The 19,118-nt window shown below is 36.9% G+C and carries 11 protein-coding genes; 7 read left to right on the top strand and 4 right to left on the bottom strand.

The features are described from left to right. Positions 1-14: 14 nt before the first annotated feature. The 5 genes from AC27H3_RS05520 to pyrD all read left to right on the top strand — a co-directional run bounded on the left by AC27H3_RS05520 (position 15) and on the right by pyrD (position 11,309). A complete protein-coding gene (locus AC27H3_RS05520) occupies positions 15-1,403 on the top strand; it encodes a DUF1329 domain-containing protein (RefSeq protein WP_487104396.1) in 1,389 nt (462 codons plus the stop codon). 362 nt (positions 1,404-1,765) lie between these two features. Next, positions 1,766-2,770: a WD40/YVTN/BNR-like repeat-containing protein gene (locus AC27H3_RS05515; RefSeq protein ID WP_487104394.1), complete on the top strand. Its 1,005-nt coding sequence runs from the start codon at positions 1,766-1,768 to the stop codon at positions 2,768-2,770. 5 nt (positions 2,771-2,775) lie between these two features. Continuing rightward, positions 2,776-5,094 carry an efflux RND transporter permease subunit gene (locus AC27H3_RS05510; protein ID WP_487104393.1) on the top strand — a complete coding sequence of 773 codons (2,319 nt, stop codon included), beginning with the start codon at positions 2,776-2,778 and terminating at the stop codon, positions 5,092-5,094. Positions 5,095-5,354: 260 nt separating this feature from the next. After that, the gene (locus tag AC27H3_RS05505) at positions 5,355-10,196 is read left to right on the top strand and encodes an NAD-glutamate dehydrogenase (RefSeq protein WP_487104391.1); all 4,842 of its coding nucleotides are present in this window, start codon (positions 5,355-5,357) and stop codon (positions 10,194-10,196) included. A gap of 99 nt (positions 10,197-10,295) precedes the next feature. After that, positions 10,296-11,309 carry a quinone-dependent dihydroorotate dehydrogenase gene (gene pyrD / locus AC27H3_RS05500; protein ID WP_487104389.1) on the top strand — a complete coding sequence of 338 codons (1,014 nt, stop codon included), beginning with the start codon at positions 10,296-10,298 and terminating at the stop codon, positions 11,307-11,309. Between the two features lie 222 nt (positions 11,310-11,531). Here the strand turns inward: pyrD and AC27H3_RS05495 are convergent, their stop codons facing one another. Together AC27H3_RS05495 and asnB are read right to left on the bottom strand one after the other, a co-directional pair. Then, positions 11,532-12,287: a hypothetical protein gene (locus AC27H3_RS05495; protein WP_487104387.1), complete on the bottom strand. Its 756-nt coding sequence runs from the start codon at positions 12,285-12,287 to the stop codon at positions 11,532-11,534. A 173-nt stretch (positions 12,288-12,460) separates the two neighbouring features. Further along, on the bottom strand, positions 12,461-14,125 hold the full coding sequence (gene asnB / locus AC27H3_RS05490; protein WP_487104385.1) for an asparagine synthase B: 1,665 nt from the start codon (positions 14,123-14,125) through the stop codon (positions 12,461-12,463). Positions 14,126-14,456: 331 nt separating this feature from the next. Between asnB and AC27H3_RS05485 the strand changes: the two genes are divergently transcribed. After that, complete coding sequence (locus AC27H3_RS05485) at positions 14,457-15,662, top strand: hypothetical protein (RefSeq protein ID WP_487104383.1); 1,206 nt, start codon at positions 14,457-14,459, stop codon at positions 15,660-15,662. An 89-nt stretch (positions 15,663-15,751) separates the two neighbouring features. Here AC27H3_RS05485 and AC27H3_RS05480 read toward each other — a convergent pair whose 3' ends face one another. Further along, positions 15,752-17,404, bottom strand: coding sequence for a lytic transglycosylase (locus AC27H3_RS05480; protein WP_487104381.1), 1,653 nt, complete (start codon positions 17,402-17,404; stop codon positions 15,752-15,754). A 79-nt stretch (positions 17,405-17,483) separates the two neighbouring features. Continuing rightward, positions 17,484-18,293, bottom strand: coding sequence for a hydroxyacylglutathione hydrolase (gloB, locus tag AC27H3_RS05475; protein WP_487104380.1), 810 nt, complete (start codon positions 18,291-18,293; stop codon positions 17,484-17,486). 60 nt (positions 18,294-18,353) lie between these two features. On the opposite strand from gloB, the gene AC27H3_RS05470 reads away from it, so the two are divergent. Beyond that, complete coding sequence (locus tag AC27H3_RS05470; protein ID WP_487104378.1) at positions 18,354-19,100, top strand: class I SAM-dependent methyltransferase; 747 nt, start codon at positions 18,354-18,356, stop codon at positions 19,098-19,100. Positions 19,101-19,118: the final 18 nt, after the last annotated feature.

The raw sequence follows: 19,118 nt of genomic DNA, 5'->3' as shown, positions 1-19,118 counted from the left end.
TGAGGACTATTTTCATGAGAAATATTTTAAAAAATACCTTTAAAAAGGTAACGCTAGTATCAATGGCGGTCACGGTAGCATTAGCGTCGGCTTCTGCATCTGCAAAAGTAAGTAATGAAGATGCTGCAAAATTAGAAAAAGAATTAACTCCATTTGGTGCTGTTCGTGCAGCGAACAAAGACGGCTCTATTCCATCTTGGACAGGTGGTATAAAATCAGCTCCAGCGGGTTATACAGTTGGTGACCATCATGTTGATCCATTCCCTGAAGATAAAGTGCTGTATACTATTACCGCTGCAAATTTAGCTGAATATAAGAGTGTATTAACACCAGGGCAAATCAAGTTATTTGAAACTTACCCTGATACGTATAAAATGAATATTTATCAATCACGTCGTTCAGCTTCGTATCCTGAGCATGTTTATCAAGCAAGTTTAGATAATGCGACTAAAACGGAATTGGTTGAAGGTGGTAACGGTATTATTGAAGCTGCAGTAGGCATTCCATTTCCGATGCCAACTAGTGGTTTAGAAGCAATTTGGAATCATATTTTACGTTACCGTGGTGAAAAAATTGTTCGTGAAGGTGGCCAAGCTGCACCTACGTCTTCTGGCGATTACACTTATATGGGTTTTGATGATCAATTATTAATTCCATACGGTGTTAAAGGTGTTAAATCTGCAGACCTTCAAGAAACGAATATTTTGTTCAAGTTTAAGCAAAAAGTAACTGAACCAGCTCGTTTAGCAGGTACGGCATTATTAGTTCATGAAACCATGGACCAAATAAAAACACCTCGTCAAGCATGGACATACAACACGGGGCAACGTCGAGTTCGTCGTGCACCAAACGTTGCTTACGATGCACCTGGTACAGCTTCAGATGGCTTAAGAACTACTGATGATTTTGATATGTTTAATGGCGCGCCAAATCGTTATAATTGGACACTAAAAGGCAAACAAGAGTTATTAATTCCTTATAACGATTACCGTTTGCATAGCGACAATTTAAAATATGACCAAATATTACAACCGGGTCATATTAATCCAGAACTCGTACGTTATGAAAAACATCGTGTTTGGGTTGTTGAGGCTAACTTAAAGTCTGATACGCGTCATACTTATAAAAAACGTGTATTTTTTATCGATGAAGATAGCTGGCAAGTAGCCGTTACCGATATTTACGATAACCGTGACGAGCTATATCGTGTTGGGGTTGCTCATGGTATTAATTACTATGAAGTACCTACACAATGGTCAACGTTAGAAGTATTCCATGATCTACAGTCTCGTCGTTATATTGCGATGGGCTTAGATAATGAAGCTAACATGTACGACTTTTCTGCAGACTTGCAAGATGTAGACTTTACTTCTTCGGCATTGCGTCGTGAAGGTAGAAGATAAAATAACTAAACGATTAAAACGGCTGGCTAATGCTAGCCGTTTTTGTTTTAAATGTTATTAAGTGTTTATTTAGCAGGTTGAGTAATTAGCTAGCAGGTTGAGTAATTAGCGATTTGTTGAAGGTAGCTAAAATCAATATCCGTGGTGATTGACTATACTGCATGTATTGTAAATATCTATTTTTGAAGATAAAAAATAGAACGTTCAAATAATCAATTTGGTAATAATTTTCATTCCTCATAATTTTAGCTAAACTAAAGTATGAGGGTAATCCGAAGCGCTGAACTCTGTTCACGCTAAATTTATAATATTTCAACCTTAGACATAAATCTTAGTCTAAATGAATGGAGCTAATATAGTTAATGATGCGTCTTCTCATTCTTTTACTCAGTTTTCTTACTATCCCAATTATCAATGCGCAACCGCAAGACGCGATTGTTGCTCCTTTAGCGAGCAAATCTCTTTTACTTGATATTACAATTGTAAACCAGTCTACATTAGTCGCGGTTGGCGAACGTGGTCATATTTTGCTTTCTAATGATGGTGAGCTTTGGCAGCAAGCCAAAGTCCCCGTGCAAGCTACATTAACTGCTGTATATTTTTTCGATGAAAATAGAGGTTGGGCTGTTGGTCATGACGCTACTATTTTAGCGACTAAAGATGGCGGTTTAACCTGGCAATTACAGCAACATTTACCCCATGTTCAAAAGCCTTTATTAGATGTGTTATTTACCGATGAAAATAACGGTATAGCAATAGGTGCTTACGGCCTATTTTATCGCACAGTTGACGCTGGAGAGCATTGGGCGATTGAATATCACAATGAATTTCTTTTCCCTGAAGATCAAGAATATTTAGCTGAACTAAAGTTGCAAGACGAGAAAGCTTACTTAGATGAACAAAGTAGTATTCTTCCTCACTTTAATCGAGTGGTTGCTGATGGCCGTACTTTATACTTAGTAGGCGAAATAGGTTTAATTGCTAAAAGTAATGACTTTGGCCTTAATTGGCAGAAACTTGACGAAATATATGCAGGTTCATTTTATGATATAAACCGTACCCAACAAGGTAACTTGCTTGTTGTGGGTTTACGTGGCCATATATTCCGTAGTCTGCGTAACGGTACACCATGGCAAGAAAGTGACAGTCATGTTACAGCACTACTAAGTACCATTGTACTGACCGATGATAACCGTATATTTGTTCTAGGTAATAACGGCGTGTTATTAGAAAGTGGTGATGACGGCTCTACTTTTACTAAGCATCTCCAAAAAGACGGGAAACCTCTGATTGCTGGAGTTTGGTATAAAAACAAAATTATTGCCGTCTCAGATGTTGGCATAAAAACCATTAACGTAATGAAGTAATTGTCATGAAACTTAATTCTTTTTTTAATGTAATAGAAACTACACTCTTTCGCCGCCGTTTAGCTGTTTTGATATTTTTTATCTTAACCAGTATTTTTTTGTTGTTTCAAGCATCTCAAATAAAGCTTGATGCCGCTTTTACTAAACATATCCCTCTTAACCACAGTTATATGAAAACCTATCTCGAGCATAGAGAAAATTTTGGTGGTGCTAATAATGTATTAATTTCAGTTTGTGATACAAGTGACAATATTTTCAATCCTGAATTTTTTACCGCTCTAAAAGGTGTTCACGATAAACTATTTTTCATTCCTGGAGTTGATCGAATTCAGGTTAAGTCATTATTTTCACCAAGTACTCGCTTTGTAGAAATTGTTGAAGATGGTTTTGCGGGCGGTCCTGTAATTCCTGCAAATTTTCAACCAGATGAAGCAGGTTTAGCCATTGTAAAAGGCAATGTTGAAAAAGCGGGCATTGTTGGCAGTATAGTCTCAGATGATTACAGCTGCTCTATGGTAAAAACTTCTTTAATGGAAATTGACCCAAATACAGGTGAAAAGTTAGACAGTATTGTGCTTGCTGCGCAACTCGAAAATGAAATTCGTGGCGAATTCGAAAAAGACAATATTTCAGTGCACATTATCGGCTTTACTAAAATGGTAGGTGATGTAGCTCAAGGTGCGAAAGGTGTAGTGTTATTTTTCGCGATTGCCATTGCTATTACTACCTTAATGGTATTTTGGTTTTGTCGTTCAATTTCACTTACTATTTTACCTATTGCTTGTTCATTAATTGCGGTGGTTTGGCAGTTAGGTATGTTATCAACCTTAGGCTTTGGTTTAGACCCAATGTCGATTTTAGTACCCTTCTTAGTTTTTGCGATAGGCGTTAGTCATGGTGTTCAAATGATTAATTCTGTCTCCAAAATGGTTAACAACGGTAAAACTAGCAAAGAAGCGGCGCAATTAAGTTTTAGAGTCTTGCTAGTGCCCGGCGGGATTGCATTACTCTCCGATACTGTTGGCTTTATGACTTTACTATCAATAGATATAGGTATTATTCGTGAGTTAGCAATTACCGCTTCTTTAGGCGTTGCTATGATTATATTAACTAACTTAGTGCTGTTACCTTTGTTAGTTTCTTATATGAAAATACCAGCGAAGAAAGCTACAACCAACGAAAAAGTAAACTCTGGCACTGACGGTATTTGGCACTTAATGTCGACATTTGCTACGCGTAAAGTTGCCATGTTTATTTTAGCCTTTACCGCTGTGCTTTATATTGTGGGTTATATTAATGCTCAGAATATGAAAATAGGTGAGTTACATGCTGGTGCACCTTCGCTACATGAAGAGTCACGCTATAACCAAGACACCTTTTTAATTACCGATAAATATGCCATTAGTGTCGATTACATGTCGATTATTGTGGAAACGACTGCCGATGCTTGTACTTACTATGATCAAATGAATATTATTGATCAATTTCAGTGGCGTATGGAAAATGTCAAAGGTGTTCAATCAGCGGTAAGTTTAGCTTCAATAGCCAAAATCGTAAACTCAGGTTATAACGAAGGTAACCCAAAGTGGCGAGTATTATCACGTAATCAACAAACCTTAGTTCAGTCTATAGCACGAGTACCATCTTCTAGTGGTCTACTTAATAGTAATTGTAGTGCAATGCCGGTAATTCTATTTTTAGAAGACCATAAAGCAGAAACAATTACTCGTGTCGTTGATGCGGTTAAGGTAGTCTCTAAAGAGCTAGGTAAAGATGACTTAGTCTTTAAACTTGCCTCGGGCCCAGTTGGTGTTATGGCAGCTACTAATGAGGCTGTAGAAGCTGCCCAAATTCCTATGATGCTATATGTTTATGGCGCGGTAATTATTTTATGTTTATTAAGCTTTAGAAGTTTAAGAGCTACCATAGCTGTTGTTGTGCCACTTTATGTTGTATCAACGTTGGCCCAATGGTTAATGACTGCATTAGATATTGGTTTAACAGTATCTACATTACCTGTTATTGCATTAGGTGTTGGTATTGGTGTTGATTATGGTATTTATATTCTTTCAACTATGAGCGTAAAACTGCGAAATGGAGCAACAGTACAAAGTGCATATTTTGACGCTTTAAAAGAGCGAGGCAGTGCAGTATTAATTACCGGTGTTACTTTAGCTATTGGTGTTTCAACGTGGTTTTTCTCAGATTTAAAATTCCAAGTTGATATGGGAATACTATTAACTTTCATGTTTTTAGTGAATATGATTGCCGCTGTGCTGGTACTACCAGCTATTGCCGCATTTCTGTGGCCTGAGCGAAAATAAATTGTAATTAATTGATAATATAATTATGCATAAATAAACAAAAAAATGGCCGAAAGGCCATTTTCTATTTATAACTTATGAATAAACAATTGAATGTTTTCATACTTGTTACATAATTAGACTGTTTTTAAAGTAATGTATCTAAAATAGTGCTCGCAATCGCCTGAGTTTATTAATAAGATCAAGTTTATAGTCTATTATTTTATATAGACTAAAATATAATAATTATTTCAAGCGTTTTATCCAAAAAGGAAAAAGGCATGGCGTTAGTAGACGGTTTACCTTCAGTGATACTTTCGAACGTAGCACAGTTAATTGAAAAAAAAGTTCCATCAGCAACTGCTCCTCTTGTTAAACAGTTTGCAGAGCTGCTTTATAGAAACATTTCAACCTTAGATTTAGATCATAGAAATGATAGTGACATGTATGGTGCCACACTAAGCCTTTGGAATACTTTAAATGCCCACCAAGATGATAAACCTGTGATTAAAGTTTTCAATCCGCAGGTATCTAAAAACGGTTGGAAATCTAGTCATACTATTATCGAAATTATCGTTAAAGATATGCCATTTTTAGTTGATTCTGTACGGATAGCATTAAGTCGATTAAATCTAACACCGCATTTAATGTTGAATTCACCAATAAAAATCATTCGCGATTCAAATAAAAGTGTTACTCAACTTTCTTCTTCTGTTGACCACTCATTCAAATCAACTTCAGTTGAAACAGTATTCTTTATTGAGATTGATCGTCAAAATGATGCAAAAGTATTAACGAATATTGCTAAAGAATTACACTCTGTTGTTAGCGATATTTCGGTTACAGTTAACGACTGGAAACCGATGAAAGCACGATTAAGTGCTGTAATTGATGAAGTTAAAAAATCTAAATTACCTTGTTCAAAAGAAGAGCAGGAAGACAGTATCAGCTTCTTAGATTGGATTTTAGCTGATAACTTCACTTTATTAGGTTATAGAGCATACGATATCAAAGCTGTAGAAGGGGACATGGCCCTTGAAGCAGACGTGGAATCAAGCTTAGGCTTAATGAACCAATACGACGGCAGTAAAACACGACTTATTTCCGCTTTAAGTGGAGCTGCTCGTGAAATAGCGCTAGGTAAAAACTTACTGATTTTGACTAAAACTAATTCAAAGTCACGTGTTCATCGTCCTGCCCATCTTGATTATATCGGAATTAAACGTTTTGATGATAAAGGTAATGTATTAGGTGAAGAACGTTTCGTGGGCTTGTTTGGTTCAGCATATTACACAAATAGTGCCCTCGATTTACCTTTGATTAAGTCAAAAGTTGCTGGCGTTTGTGAAAACTCTGGTTTTGCTGAAGGTACTCACGCCTATAAAGCGCTGATTAATATTCTTGAAACTTATCCACGTGATGAGATTTTACAAAGTTCACCTGACGAGTTGCTAAAAAATGTTCTTGGCATTTTCCAAATGCAGGAACGTGACTATTCTGGTTTGTTCATGCGTCGTGATGCTTTTAATCGCTTTTATTCTTGTATGGTTTATGTTCCGCGTGAACGTTATAACACGGCGTTGCGTATTAACACGCAAAAGCTATTGCAAGAAGCGTTAGGCAGTGATGAAGAAGTAGAATTTACTACTTACTTTTCAGAGTCAGCACAAGCTCGTACTCACTATATCGTTAGAGTTAATTCGACAAAAGCAGACATTAATGTGAAAGAAATTGAAAAGAATTTAAATCATGCAGCTCGCAGCTGGGATGATAACTTAGCAGACGCCTTAAACTCGCATAAAGGTGAAGCTAAAGGTAAAGCGTTAAGCCGCAAATACATTAGCTTTCCACAAGCCTACAAAGATGAAGTATTGCCAGGTACCGCAATCGTAGATATTGAAAAATTCGAAGCGTTAACGCCTGAAAATCAACTTGAAATGTTGTTTTATCAACCTCAAGAAGAAGATGCCAATAGCCGCTTTGTTAAATTAAAACTTTTCCACTCAGGTGAGCCTCTGCATTTGTCAGATGTATTGCCTATGTTAGAAAACTTTGGCTTACGCGTGATCGGTGAAAGCCCTTATGCAGTCAAAGCCGATAACGGTGAAGTATATTGGATTTTAGACTTCTCTATGCTGTTAACAGGCAAAGGAAAGTTCAATTTAGAAGTCGTACAAAGTTTATTCCAAGATGCTTTCGCTAAAGTATGGTCTCGCGAACTAGAAGATGACGGTTTTAACCGCTTAATACTAGGTGCTGAATTAGGTGGACGTGAAGTATCAATTATTCGTGCTTATGCTAAATACGAGCGTCAAATTGGTGGTACATTTAGTCAAAGTTATATTGAAGACACTTTTGCTCGCTACCCAAGTATTGCTAAGTTATTAATTAAACTATTTAAATTACGCTTTACACCGAACAAAAAGTTAAATGAAAAAGCGATTGAAAAAGTCCATACAAGCCTTGAGTCTTCGTTAGACAGTGTAGCCAGCTTGGATGATGATCGTATTATTCGTCGCTTTGTTGAAATGGTTAATGCGACTATTCGTACTAACTATTTTCAACCGCATGCTGTTACCGGTGAAAAGTCGTATATTTCATTTAAAATGGTACCTTCACAAATTTCTGATGTACCTTTACCCGTTCCAGCATTTGAAATTTTTGTATATTCTCCGCAAGTAGAGGGTGTTCATTTACGTGGTGGTAAAGTTGCTCGTGGTGGTTTACGTTGGTCTGATCGTCGTGAAGATTTCCGTACTGAAGTTTTAGGTTTAGTTAAAGCTCAACAAGTTAAAAATACGGTTATTGTGCCTGTTGGCGCAAAAGGTGGTTTTGTTTGTAAACAACTTCCAGACGGCGACAGAAACGCAATATTTGAAGCCGGTAAAGAATGTTACCGTACTTTCATTCGTGGTTTGTTAGATATAACAGACAATATTGTTGATGGTGAAATTGTCCCGCCAGTTAATGTTGTACGTTTAGATGAGGACGACCCATATCTAGTTGTTGCAGCAGATAAAGGTACAGCGACTTTTTCTGATGTAGCTAATGCTATTTCTGATGAATACAATTTCTGGATGGGTGATGCTTTTGCCTCAGGTGGTAGCGTAGGTTACGATCATAAAGCCATGGGTATTACGGCTAAAGGTGCATGGGAGTCAGTAAAACGTCACTTCCGTGAAATGGATATCGATTGTCAAACAACTGATTTTACCTGTATTGCTATTGGTGATATGGCGGGTGATGTTTTTGGTAATGGTATGTTGTTATCAAAGCATATTCGCTTACAAGCAGCGTTCAACCATATGCATATTTTCATTGATCCAACGCCAGATGCGGCTAGTTCTTATGTTGAGCGTGAACGTTTATTTAATTTACCAGGTTGTACTTGGGATGATTACAATAAAGACTTGATTTCTGAAGGAGGTGCTATTTTTAGCCGCCAATCGAAATCAATTAAATTAACACCTCAAATTAAAAAAATGCTTGGTACACAAAAGCAAAATATGTCACCGCTTGAATTAATGCAAGCCATATTAAAAATGCAGGTAGATCTGTTATGGAATGGCGGTATTGGTACTTATGTTAAAGGCTCTAAAGAGTCTCACCTAGAAGTTGGCGATAGAGCTAACGATGCCTTACGTATTAATGGTTCAGAACTCAATGCTAAAATTGTGGGTGAGGGGGGTAATTTAGGTTTTACTCAACTTGGCCGTATTGAATTTGGTGCTAAAGGTGGTCGAATTAACACTGATGCGGTTGATAACGCTGGTGGTGTAGATTGTTCAGATAATGAAGTTAACATCAAAATTTTATTAAACGGTTTAGTGCAAAATGGTGATTTAACCATTAAACAACGAAATAAAATTTTATACGATATGACCGATGAAGTTGGCGATATTGTTATTGATGACTGTTACCGTCAAACTCACTCATTGTCGATTACTGAACTTCGTGGTGGTGGTCAATTAAAAGAACAAGCACAATTTATTAGTGAACTAGACCGTTCAGGTAAGCTTGATAGAGCGCTTGAGTTTATTCCAAGTGATGAGGAAATTGCTGAGCGTTTAGCACTGGGTAAAGGGTTAACTCGTCCAGAGTTATCAGTACTGCTTGCTTATAGTAAAATGGTACTTAAAGAAGAGCTTGTTTGTCCTGAAATTACCGACAACGAATATCATCAAAGTTTACTTATTGAAGCTTTCCCTAAACAGTTACAAGCAAGCTACAGCGCTCAAATGCAAGGGCATCCGTTACGAGCTGAAATTATCGCGACACAACTAGCGAATAATATTGGTAATGATATGGGCTTTAACTTTGTCCATCGTATGAAGGAAGAAACTGGCGCTAGCACGTCAGAGATTGCAAACTGTTATACCATGGCAAGTGCTGTATTTGAGCTTTCTGATGTTTGGAAGCAAATTAGTGATTTAGATAATAAAATTTCTACTGCAATACAAACAGAAATGTTATTTCAATTACGTAGAACGGTACGCCGAGCTACACGTTGGTTCTTACGTCATCGTAATAAATCACTAAATATTGCACAATCAATTGCTTTTTATCATAAAACATTTGTTGAGCTTTCGAGCAACATTGCAAGTTTCATGATTGAAAAAGAAGCAACACAAATTAAACGTGTTGAAAATGATTTAGTTAAAGCAGGTGTGCCTGAGTCTATTGCTTTGAGAATTTCCTTGTTGAGCACCTTGTTCTCAGTAATGGATATTGCTGAAATTTCAAAATCAGACGAAGTGTCAACGGAATTAGCTACCGATCTTTACTTTAAACTTGGTGCAAAATTAGACTTACACTGGTTCCTGGACCAAATTACTTCTCAACCAGTCTCTAACCATTGGCAAGCATTGGCTAGAGCATCGTTTAGAGAAGAGCTAGATTGGCAACAACGCTCGTTAACCTCTGTTATATTACGCGGTAATAAAACAGCAACAGACGTAGATACTATGATTGAGAATTGGCTTGTAGAAAGCGCTCAACCATTAGAGCGTTGGCAGCATATTTTGGCAGACTTTAGAATTGGTAAAACCCATGAGTTTGCTAAATTTTCAGTCGCATTACGAGAATTGATGTTGTTAAGTTTACACTGCGACCCAGTGAAATAAGTGTTAAGATCCCCGCCAAGAGCGGGGATTTTTTTGTTATCAAGTTTATTTCATGCCAGTTTTTGTACTGGCATTATTATATATATTTAAAGAGGTATTATGTTTTACTCAGCTATTCGTAAAGTGTTTTTTAAATTCGACCCAGAAGCAATTCACGAATTAACGATTAAAGGCTTTAAAGCTACAGGTGCTTCGCCACTTAATAAACTTTATAAGCAAACTTTACCCAATAAGCCTGTCGAAGTTATGGGCATTAAATTTCCTAATCCAGTTGGCTTAGCGGCAGGGTTAGATAAAAATGGCGAATGTATTAAAGCTTTTGAGGCTTTAGGTTTTGGCTTTGTAGAAGTTGGAACAGTTACACCTCGTCCGCAACCTGGTAATGAAAAACCACGTATTTTCAGGTTGCCTGAAGCTAACGCTATTATTAATCGCATGGGCTTTAACAATAAAGGTGTTGACTACCTTGTTGATCAAGTAATTAAAGCTAAATATAGTGGTGTTTTAGGCATTAATATTGGTAAAAATAAAGATACGCCTGATGAAAATGCCAAAGATGATTACATTCATTGTATGCGTAAAGTTTACGACTTTGCGACCTACATTACGGTAAATATTTCTTCGCCTAACACCCCTGGTTTACGTTCATTACAATATGGTGATGCGTTAAATGAGTTATTATCTGCATTAAAGGCTGAACAAACCACGCTTGCTGAAAAATTTGGCAAATATGTTCCTGTTGCGGTAAAAATTGCGCCTGATTTAAATGCTGATGAAGTCGACTCTATTGCACAATGTTTAATTGCTAATAATATCGATGGGGTAATCGCAACAAATACTACTTTAGCGCGCGACAAAGTTGCACATTTACCTTACGGTAACGAGCAGGGTGGATTAAGTGGTGCACCGGTTAAAGACAAGAGCACAGAAGTTATACAGTTACTTGCAAAAGCGTTGGACAATAAATTACCCATTATTGGCGTTGGTGGTATTGCTTCGGCAGCAGATGCTCAAGAGAAAATAGCCGCTGGTGCAAAGCTCGTTCAAGTATATACGGGGTTTATTTATCAGGGACCTGAGCTAATTAAAGACATTGTAAAAAGTTTTAAGTAAGGGTAATGCTAACTTGTTTTGCCAACTTTAATTGCTTAATTAGCTGTTCACTTTTACGCTTAAAAAATTAGCACACAATATAAGCTAACTGGCAGTAGTTTCTCAATATAAAAACTGTAAATAAAGCATTATCTGTTTAAAAATATAAAAGGCCATCAACAATATTATTGTTGATGGCCTTTTTGTTTTCGTACTAAAAGTATTTTTTATGACGCGAGATAATTAAGACTTACTTGCTAAAATAGCTTCTAATCGCTCCATACGCTCTAAAAGTAATTGTAAGCTGGTATCAAACTCATTTACTGTAGTAGCCGTGAACATTTGTTGTTTATCACGACTTTTAGCGTTTGCATCTAGAGTACTTAATGCAGAAGACAAGCTCTTAATTTCAGCTTTTACACTGTTTAATGCCATGATTTGTTCAGACACAGAATTAACCGAAAACTCAGTCGCGGTAATTTTATCTTTTAATTCGTTTATCGTATTACTTTGAAGGCTCATAGCTTCTAAGGTTTTATCTTGCTGCTGTACTATTTTTATACTTGTAGAGTTCAGCTCTTTGATCTCTTTTTGATTTTTTCGCCAAGCAGAAGCCCAAAGTTTATCCATTTCAGAAAGTAGTAATTCAGTTTTTTCGCCAATAGCTTCTAATTTAACTTTTAACGCTATTGTAGATTCACCCATCTCTTCGCCTGTGGCTGAGAGCTGGTTTTCTAACTGTTGTATTCGTTGCGTACTAGATTCTAATGAGCTAGTAACATTTATTTGTTGTTGATAAAAATACCAAGCAGTTGCTGCTAGCGCAACATAAGGCATTAGTAATAAAAACGCTTTTAACATAGATGAAGGTTTTTTTGTTTTAACCGTGTGCTTTGACTCGTCGACTTTCTGTGATTTTATTGCAGGTTCACGAGCAACTTTAACTTGATCTTGATCTATGGTAATTGTGGGTAATTCAGGTTCTACACGTTTTGACAAAAGAACATCCTACTAGCAGTGGTTATCATATTAATTAAGTTTTAACTTTATATGAATGATATTTTAACAGTTGAGAGTAACTTTATAATAATTCTTAAATTTTGTACAAAAAAACCGACTAATAAGTCGGCTTTTTATGAAATTAAATGTAATGTTAATTACATTGGCTGATACTAGTAGCTGTCGTTATGTACACTTTGAACAGCTCGACCAGATGGATCGGCCATATTCGCAAAACTTTCATCCCATGCTAATGCTTCTGGTGTACTACAAGCAACTGATTTACCACCTGGTACACAATCAGCAGCAGATGCAAGCGGAAAGTGTTCTTCAAAGATACATCGGTAGTAATAAGCTTCTTTAGTATCTGGTGTATTAACAGGGAACTTAAATTCAGCACTTGCTAATTGTTGATCGCTAACTTGTGCTTCAACATGTTGTTTTAAACCATCAATCCAAGAGTAACCTACGCCATCAGAAAATTGTTCTTTTTGACGCCACAAAATCTCTTTAGGTAAATAACCTTCGAAAGAAGAGCGTAAAATAGCTTTTTCCATTTTGCCATTGCCGCACATTTTATCTTCAGGATTAATGCGCATAGCAACATCCATAAAGTTTTTATCTAAAAACGGTACACGTGCTTCAATACCCCACGCTGACATAGACTTGTTAGCACGCAAACAATCATACATGTGTAATTTATCAAGTTTACGTAATAGCTCGTTATGAAATTCTTCAGCGTTTGGCGCTTTATGGAAATATAAATAGCCGCCAAAAATTTCATCAGCACCTTCGCCCGAAAGTACCATTTTAATACCCATAGCTTTAATTTTTCTCGCCATTAAATACATAGGTGTAGAGGCACGAATAGTGGTTACATCATAAGTTTCTAAGTGGTAAATCACTTCTTTAAGCGCATCTATACCTTCTTGCTCTGTAAAAATAACGCTGTGATGTATAGTACCAATGCTATCTGCTACAGTTTTTGCGGCGACTAAGTCTGGAGAGCCAGCTAAACCACAAGCAAAAGAATGTACTTTTGGCCACCAAGCCTCTGAAAGGTCGTTTTCTTCAATACGTCTGGCGGCAAACTTTTGTGTGATGGCAGAAATTAACGAAGAATCTAAACCACCTGAAAGTAATACACCATAAGGTACGTCTGTCATTAAATGACTTTTAACTGACTCTTCAAGTGCTTCACGAATTTTTTCTTTGCTAGTATTGTTATCTTTAATAGCAGAATATTTTTGCCAGTTACGTTGGTAATATTTGACCAATTTGCCTACACGACTATCTAAAACATGACCAGGAGGAAATTCTTCAACAGTTTTACAAATTGGCATTAATGCTTTCATTTCTGAAGCAACGTAGAAGTTACCTTCAGCATCATAACCGGTATAAAGTGGAATAATACCCATGTGATCGCGAGCAATTAGATAACTATTGTCAACTTCGTTGTAAAGACAAAAAGCAAACATACCTTGAAGTTTATCAACAAAATCACTACCAAATTTTTCAAACATTGGGATAATAATTTCGCAATCAGACGCGGTTTGGAAAGGGTAGTCAGGCGTATGTTGGCTAGCTAATGTTTTATGGTTGTAAATTTCACCATTAACCGCTAAAACTAAAGTTTTATCAGTGTTATATAATGGTTGTGCGCCATGCTCAGTATCAACAATTGATAAACGTTCATGTACTAAAATAGCGTTATCATTGTTGTAAATGCCAGACCAATCTGGACCACGGTGACGAAGTAAACGAGAATACTCTAAAGCTTTAGGACGAAGTGCGTCTGCACCTGTTTTAATATCTAATATACAAAAAATCGAACACATTGAAGTGCTACCCCTTTATATTAATTAATGACAAATTGTGTGATGAATACGCAAGTAACTTTACTGAAACGTATGTCGCTGTTTAACTTCAAAGTACACATAAATATGTTGGCAGAGAAATTATTGCTCAGCAAATTGCTGTAGCTACACTTTGACACTATTTCATAATAAATCAATAGAATTTTTACTCTAAAGTAATAAAAAAGTAAAAGTACATGTGTATTCGATATAATAAACGCTAGTGTTAAAAAAATAGATACCTTAATATGTTGATGAAAATAATCGATAAATTCATTTTTTTATTCGAAATTTAATCCCAATAAGGTTATCAATGTTAAGTACATTAAAAACAATAAAACTAAAAGCTTTGGTTATTGCTATATCGCTAAGTTTAGCCTCTAGTGTGAGCAGTGCTGCAGTAAGTAATAAAATAGCGAACAATGTTGAATTAACAGTTGAAGAGTTACGTATTGATAAGGCAATTAAATCAGTGCCTGAAGTCGCCCTAAGATTAAGTGAGCGCGTTGACGAGTTTACTCAGCAGGTGAATAAAGCGAATAATTACACAGCTTTAACGCAATTAGTTATTCGACATGGCGCTGGTCTATGGCTTGATGCCAAAACATCATTTAATCAGTTAAATGATGTTGATGACCGCCCTCTGTATTGGGCACGATTACAAATGAGCAAAGCACTTCGTTCGGCTAAAACCTTTGCTGGATTATTTGAGAGTCAACAAGACAAATTGCTATGGTCATTTGAATTAATTTCACGTGGTAATACGGATATTAAATTTGATAAAAAAGCAGATAAAAAAATATTATTGACCGGTTTTGATCCTTTTTTTCTTGATAGACATATTGACCAAAGTAACCCTTCAGGCGTTGTCGCGCTATCTTTAGATGACATTGTGGTGAGTATAGAAGGGCAAACGGCAGAAATAGAAGTCCTTATGATCCCTGTACGCTTTGCAGACTTTGATCAAGGCATGATAGAAGAGCTACTCAAACCTTACATTGCAAACAAGTCCGTTGATATGGTGTTAACCGTTAGTATGGGGCGCGAGAATTTTGATTTAGAGCGCTATCCTGCATTACGTCGCAGTGCGAAAGCTCCAGACAACCTTAATGTTTTAACAGGTGCTAGCCAAGAGAATCCTTTAGTTCCTTTGTTTAAAGATAAGGTGTTAAAAGGGCCTGAGTTTGTTGAGTTTAGTTTACCTATAACAACAATGTTAAATGGTGAGGGTAAATATAAAATCAACGACAACCGTAAAGTTTCAACGCTAACGCAGGACGGTTTTAATGGTCAATCATTAGTCGCGCTTAACAAGCAAACATCGGTAAGCGGCTCGGGCGGCGGGTACCTTTCAAATGAAATTTCGTACCGCAGTATATTACTTCGAGATCAGTTCAATTTAACATTACCTGTTGGACACATACATACCCCTAGAATTAAGGCTTTTGATAAAGAGGCATTAGTAAATATTGTTAATCAAACGAAAAATATTATTACCCAGGGAGTAGCATCTTTATAGCTATTGACTTGAACTTGACTTAAGCAGATATAAAAAACGCTACCTCAGGTAGCGTTTTATATTTCAACTTAGCTCTATATGTTAAACCGTTAGATGTTATTGGTTACATCTACTGATAGTTTTAGCATTTGGCCCGGTTGTAAATATTTTTTGCGGTTAAGGTTATTCCAACGTTCAATGTCGATAATTTTAACATTAAATTTGTCAGCGATCCGTGCAAATGAGTCTCCCTTGCGCACACGATATTGAATGTTACGCATGATCGCTTTTTCACTCGGAGTTAACTGGTTTGATGAAATTTCTTTAACCGCAGCTTTTTGCCAAATAACGAGTTTTTGCCCTGGTTTAATTGTGTCTCTAGGGGCCATAGCGTTCCATTTCGCAATGCTTCGAGTTGAAACATTATAAGCACGGCTTAAATCCCAAAGAGTGTCGCCCGATTTCACAATATGTATACGCTTCTCACCAGCTAAAACTTTATTTTGTGTTTTAGCTAAACGTTGGTTTTGTGAAAGCAAGTAACTGTCTAACGAAGCGGTAGCCACAGGTATTAATAAGAATTTACCGGCTCTAATTTGGTTACCTTTAACGTTATTAACTTGTCTGATTAAGTCTATTTCAGTATTAAATTTTTGTGCTATTTTACCTAAACTGTCACCGTTTTTAATTTTATAGCGTTGCCAAGCTAATCGTTCTTTTTTGCTTAATTTTGCTAAGCCTTCTTCAAAAACTGCTACTTTATGGCTAGGTAAAAGTAAATAATGCGGGCCATCAGGGTCGGTAGCCCAGCGATTAAATCCAGGGTTAAGTCTTTGTAATTCAGTTAACGATAACTCAGCTAATTGCGCCGCTTTGGCTAAATCGAGTTGAGAACCAATATTGACTTGTGTAAGCACGGAACTGTTTTCAATTTCATGTAATTTAATTTTTAGCTCATCGCTGCGCTTAACAATGTCGGCTAGCGCAAGCAGCTTAGGCACATAGGCACGAGTTTCTTTAGGTAAGTCTAGCGACCAAAAGTCGGTTGGAAGATTCTTCTTTTGATTTTTTCTTACCGCACGTCTGACACGACCCTCACCTGAGTTGTATGCAGCTAAAGCAAGCATCCAATCGCCATCGAAAAATTCATTCAAATATTTAAGATACTCAATTGCACCTTGAGTTGATGCAACCACGTCACGGCGGCCATCGTACCACCAGTTTTGTTTCATGCCGAAACGTTTACCAGTGCCGGGCACAAATTGCCACATACCCGAAGCTCTACCATGTGAGTATGCAAAAGGATCGAATGCACTTTCAACTATAGGTAACAAGGCGATTTCGATTGGCATGTTGTTAGCTTCTAACTCTTCAACAATGTAGAACAAAAAAGGCTCGGCGCGTTTTGCTACACGAGTTAAATAGGTTGGGTGCTTAACAAACCAATCTCTTTGACTCGCAACACGTGAATTTTTAGGAATAGTAAGATTAAGGTTGCTCCGTATTCTCTGCCATACATCATCAGAAAAATAATTTTCTTTATCTTCATTACCTAGGTCAACATTGCCATCGGCAACCGGGTGAATTACATCAATCGCTTCATCAACTAATAGCGCTTGATTAATCTCAGCTACTGAGGCTACGTCAATTAGCGCATCCGCTTCTACATTAGTATTGTGTTGATCAGATTGGTTTTGATTTAATATTGATTGGCAACCGGACAATAAAAGAACGGTTGCTACAGATAGGCTTATATACTTCATGAAATATCTATTTGGGTTTACTTGGCGCCAGTGTTACTTATTTAGGGCTGTTATTCAAGATTTGTACAATTAAAATAGCTTAGAAATTGTCTTTCCAGCCACGAATAATCGTAAATGTTTGTAATTTATCTTGAACAGCACTTTCGCTATATTCGCTAGCACTGGTCATTAAACTTGCTTCATGACTGCGTAAAAAAGGGTTTATTTTCTTTTCAAGCATAATGGATGTTGGGATTGTTGCAATACCTTGCTCACGTTTTTGTAGTACCTGGTTGTAATAATGCACCAGCTCGGTATTACAAGGCTCAACGGTTAATGCAAAGTTAAGATTCGCTTGAGTATATTCATGAGCACAATATACATGTGTGCGCTCAGGAAGGGCACTTAATTTCTCTAGCGATGACAGCATTTGTTCTGGTGTACCTTCGAACAACCTACCACAACCTCCTGAAAACAGGGTGTCACCACAAAATAGATTATCTTCCGACAAATAGGCAATATGGCCACTGGTATGGCCTGGAAGATCAATCACTTTAAATTCTAAATCTAAATCGCTTAATTTAACAGAATGACTCTCGTTTAAAGCAACATCACAATGAGGAATGTTTTCACTCTCAGGGCCATAAATAGTTAATGGCCATTGCTTAGCTTTACAATATTCAACGAGCTTGTTAATACCACCAACATGGTCAGCATGATGGTGTGTGATCAAAATAGTTGATAACTGTAATTGTTGTTGCTCAATAAAATCGATACACACTTGGGCATCGCCAGGGTCTACCAGCGCGATATGTTTACTTTCAAGCGACGAAACAGCCCAAATATAATTGTCTGAAAAGGCTTTGATCATTGAAACTTTCATTTTTGTCGTGCTTTGTGTTTGCTGCATCTGTGGCTCCTGAGTATACTGACGTAATGATTATACTGATTTTTTTAATTGTTTAACATAATGAAACCAGCACTAGCGTTTAGGCAACCTGACTATCCTACATCTTGGCAAGATTTGCCTAATGGTGAGCTTATTGTGGCTAATATTAATCAAACATTAGCGCCATGGTGGCCTAAGTTTTTTGGTTATCATTTGCTTAAAATTGGTGCATTAAGTGGAGAGATTGATAGTTCTCAAAGCCCAATTAAACATCAATTAACCTTAAGTGAGCAAGCTCAAAAGTGTAACCTTGTTGGTGACATTGATGATTTACCGTTACTTGAACATAGTGTTGATGTTTGTGTGTTAGCACATGCTTTAGAGTTTTCGTTAGATCCTCACCACGTTGTACGCGAAGCTAATAGGGTATTAATTCCGAATGGCTATCTTGTTATTACTGGCTTTAATCCATTTAGTCTTGCGGGTTTGAACCAATTTATACCTTATAGACGCAATAAAACCCCTTGGAATGAAAGATTATTTTCTCCCATGCGAGTTAAAGATTGGCTGCATTTAATGGGGTTTGAAATTCAATTGGATAAACGTTTTTTACACTCGACATTGGCAAGGCAAGTTACTCAAGGTGTTATCAGTAACCATTGGCATAATATAGCATCACGGTATTTTCCAAGTTTAGGCTCAGTTTATGTCATTGTGGCAAAAAAAAGAGTGCTACCTTTAACGCCTATTAAAGCCAAATGGCAAATTAGACCTCGTTTTGAACCGGTAAAAGTGCCAACAATGAATTCATCAAGAAAAAACAATTAGCAAATTAAATAAGTCGTG

The organism is Colwellia sp. NW0002-52-1 (genome assembly GCF_057550865.1).
The sequence above is the reverse complement of the archived record's forward strand: the minus strand, read 5'-3'. Positions and strand labels throughout refer to the sequence as shown.

Bases quoted from the DNA above. Each gene is read 5' to 3' on its own strand.
- AC27H3_RS05510 (WP_487104393.1), top strand. From the start codon at position 2,776: ATGAAACTTAATTCTTTTTTTAATGTAATAGAAACTACACTCTTTCGC.
- AC27H3_RS05470 (WP_487104378.1), top strand. From the start codon at position 18,354: ATGAAACCAGCACTAGCGTTTAGGCAACCTGACTATCCTACATCTTGG.
- AC27H3_RS05520 (WP_487104396.1), top strand. From the start codon at position 15: ATGAGAAATATTTTAAAAAATACCTTTAAAAAGGTAACGCTAGTATCA.
- pyrD (WP_487104389.1), top strand. From the start codon at position 10,296: ATGTTTTACTCAGCTATTCGTAAAGTGTTTTTTAAATTCGACCCAGAA.
- AC27H3_RS05480 (WP_487104381.1), bottom strand. From the start codon at position 17,404: ATGAAGTATATAAGCCTATCTGTAGCAACCGTTCTTTTATTGTCCGGT.
- AC27H3_RS05505 (WP_487104391.1), top strand. From the start codon at position 5,355: ATGGCGTTAGTAGACGGTTTACCTTCAGTGATACTTTCGAACGTAGCA.
- gloB (WP_487104380.1), bottom strand. From the start codon at position 18,293: ATGCAGCAAACACAAAGCACGACAAAAATGAAAGTTTCAATGATCAAA.
- AC27H3_RS05515 (WP_487104394.1), top strand. From the start codon at position 1,766: ATGATGCGTCTTCTCATTCTTTTACTCAGTTTTCTTACTATCCCAATT.
- asnB (WP_487104385.1), bottom strand. From the start codon at position 14,125: ATGTGTTCGATTTTTTGTATATTAGATATTAAAACAGGTGCAGACGCA.
- AC27H3_RS05485 (WP_487104383.1), top strand. From the start codon at position 14,457: ATGTTAAGTACATTAAAAACAATAAAACTAAAAGCTTTGGTTATTGCT.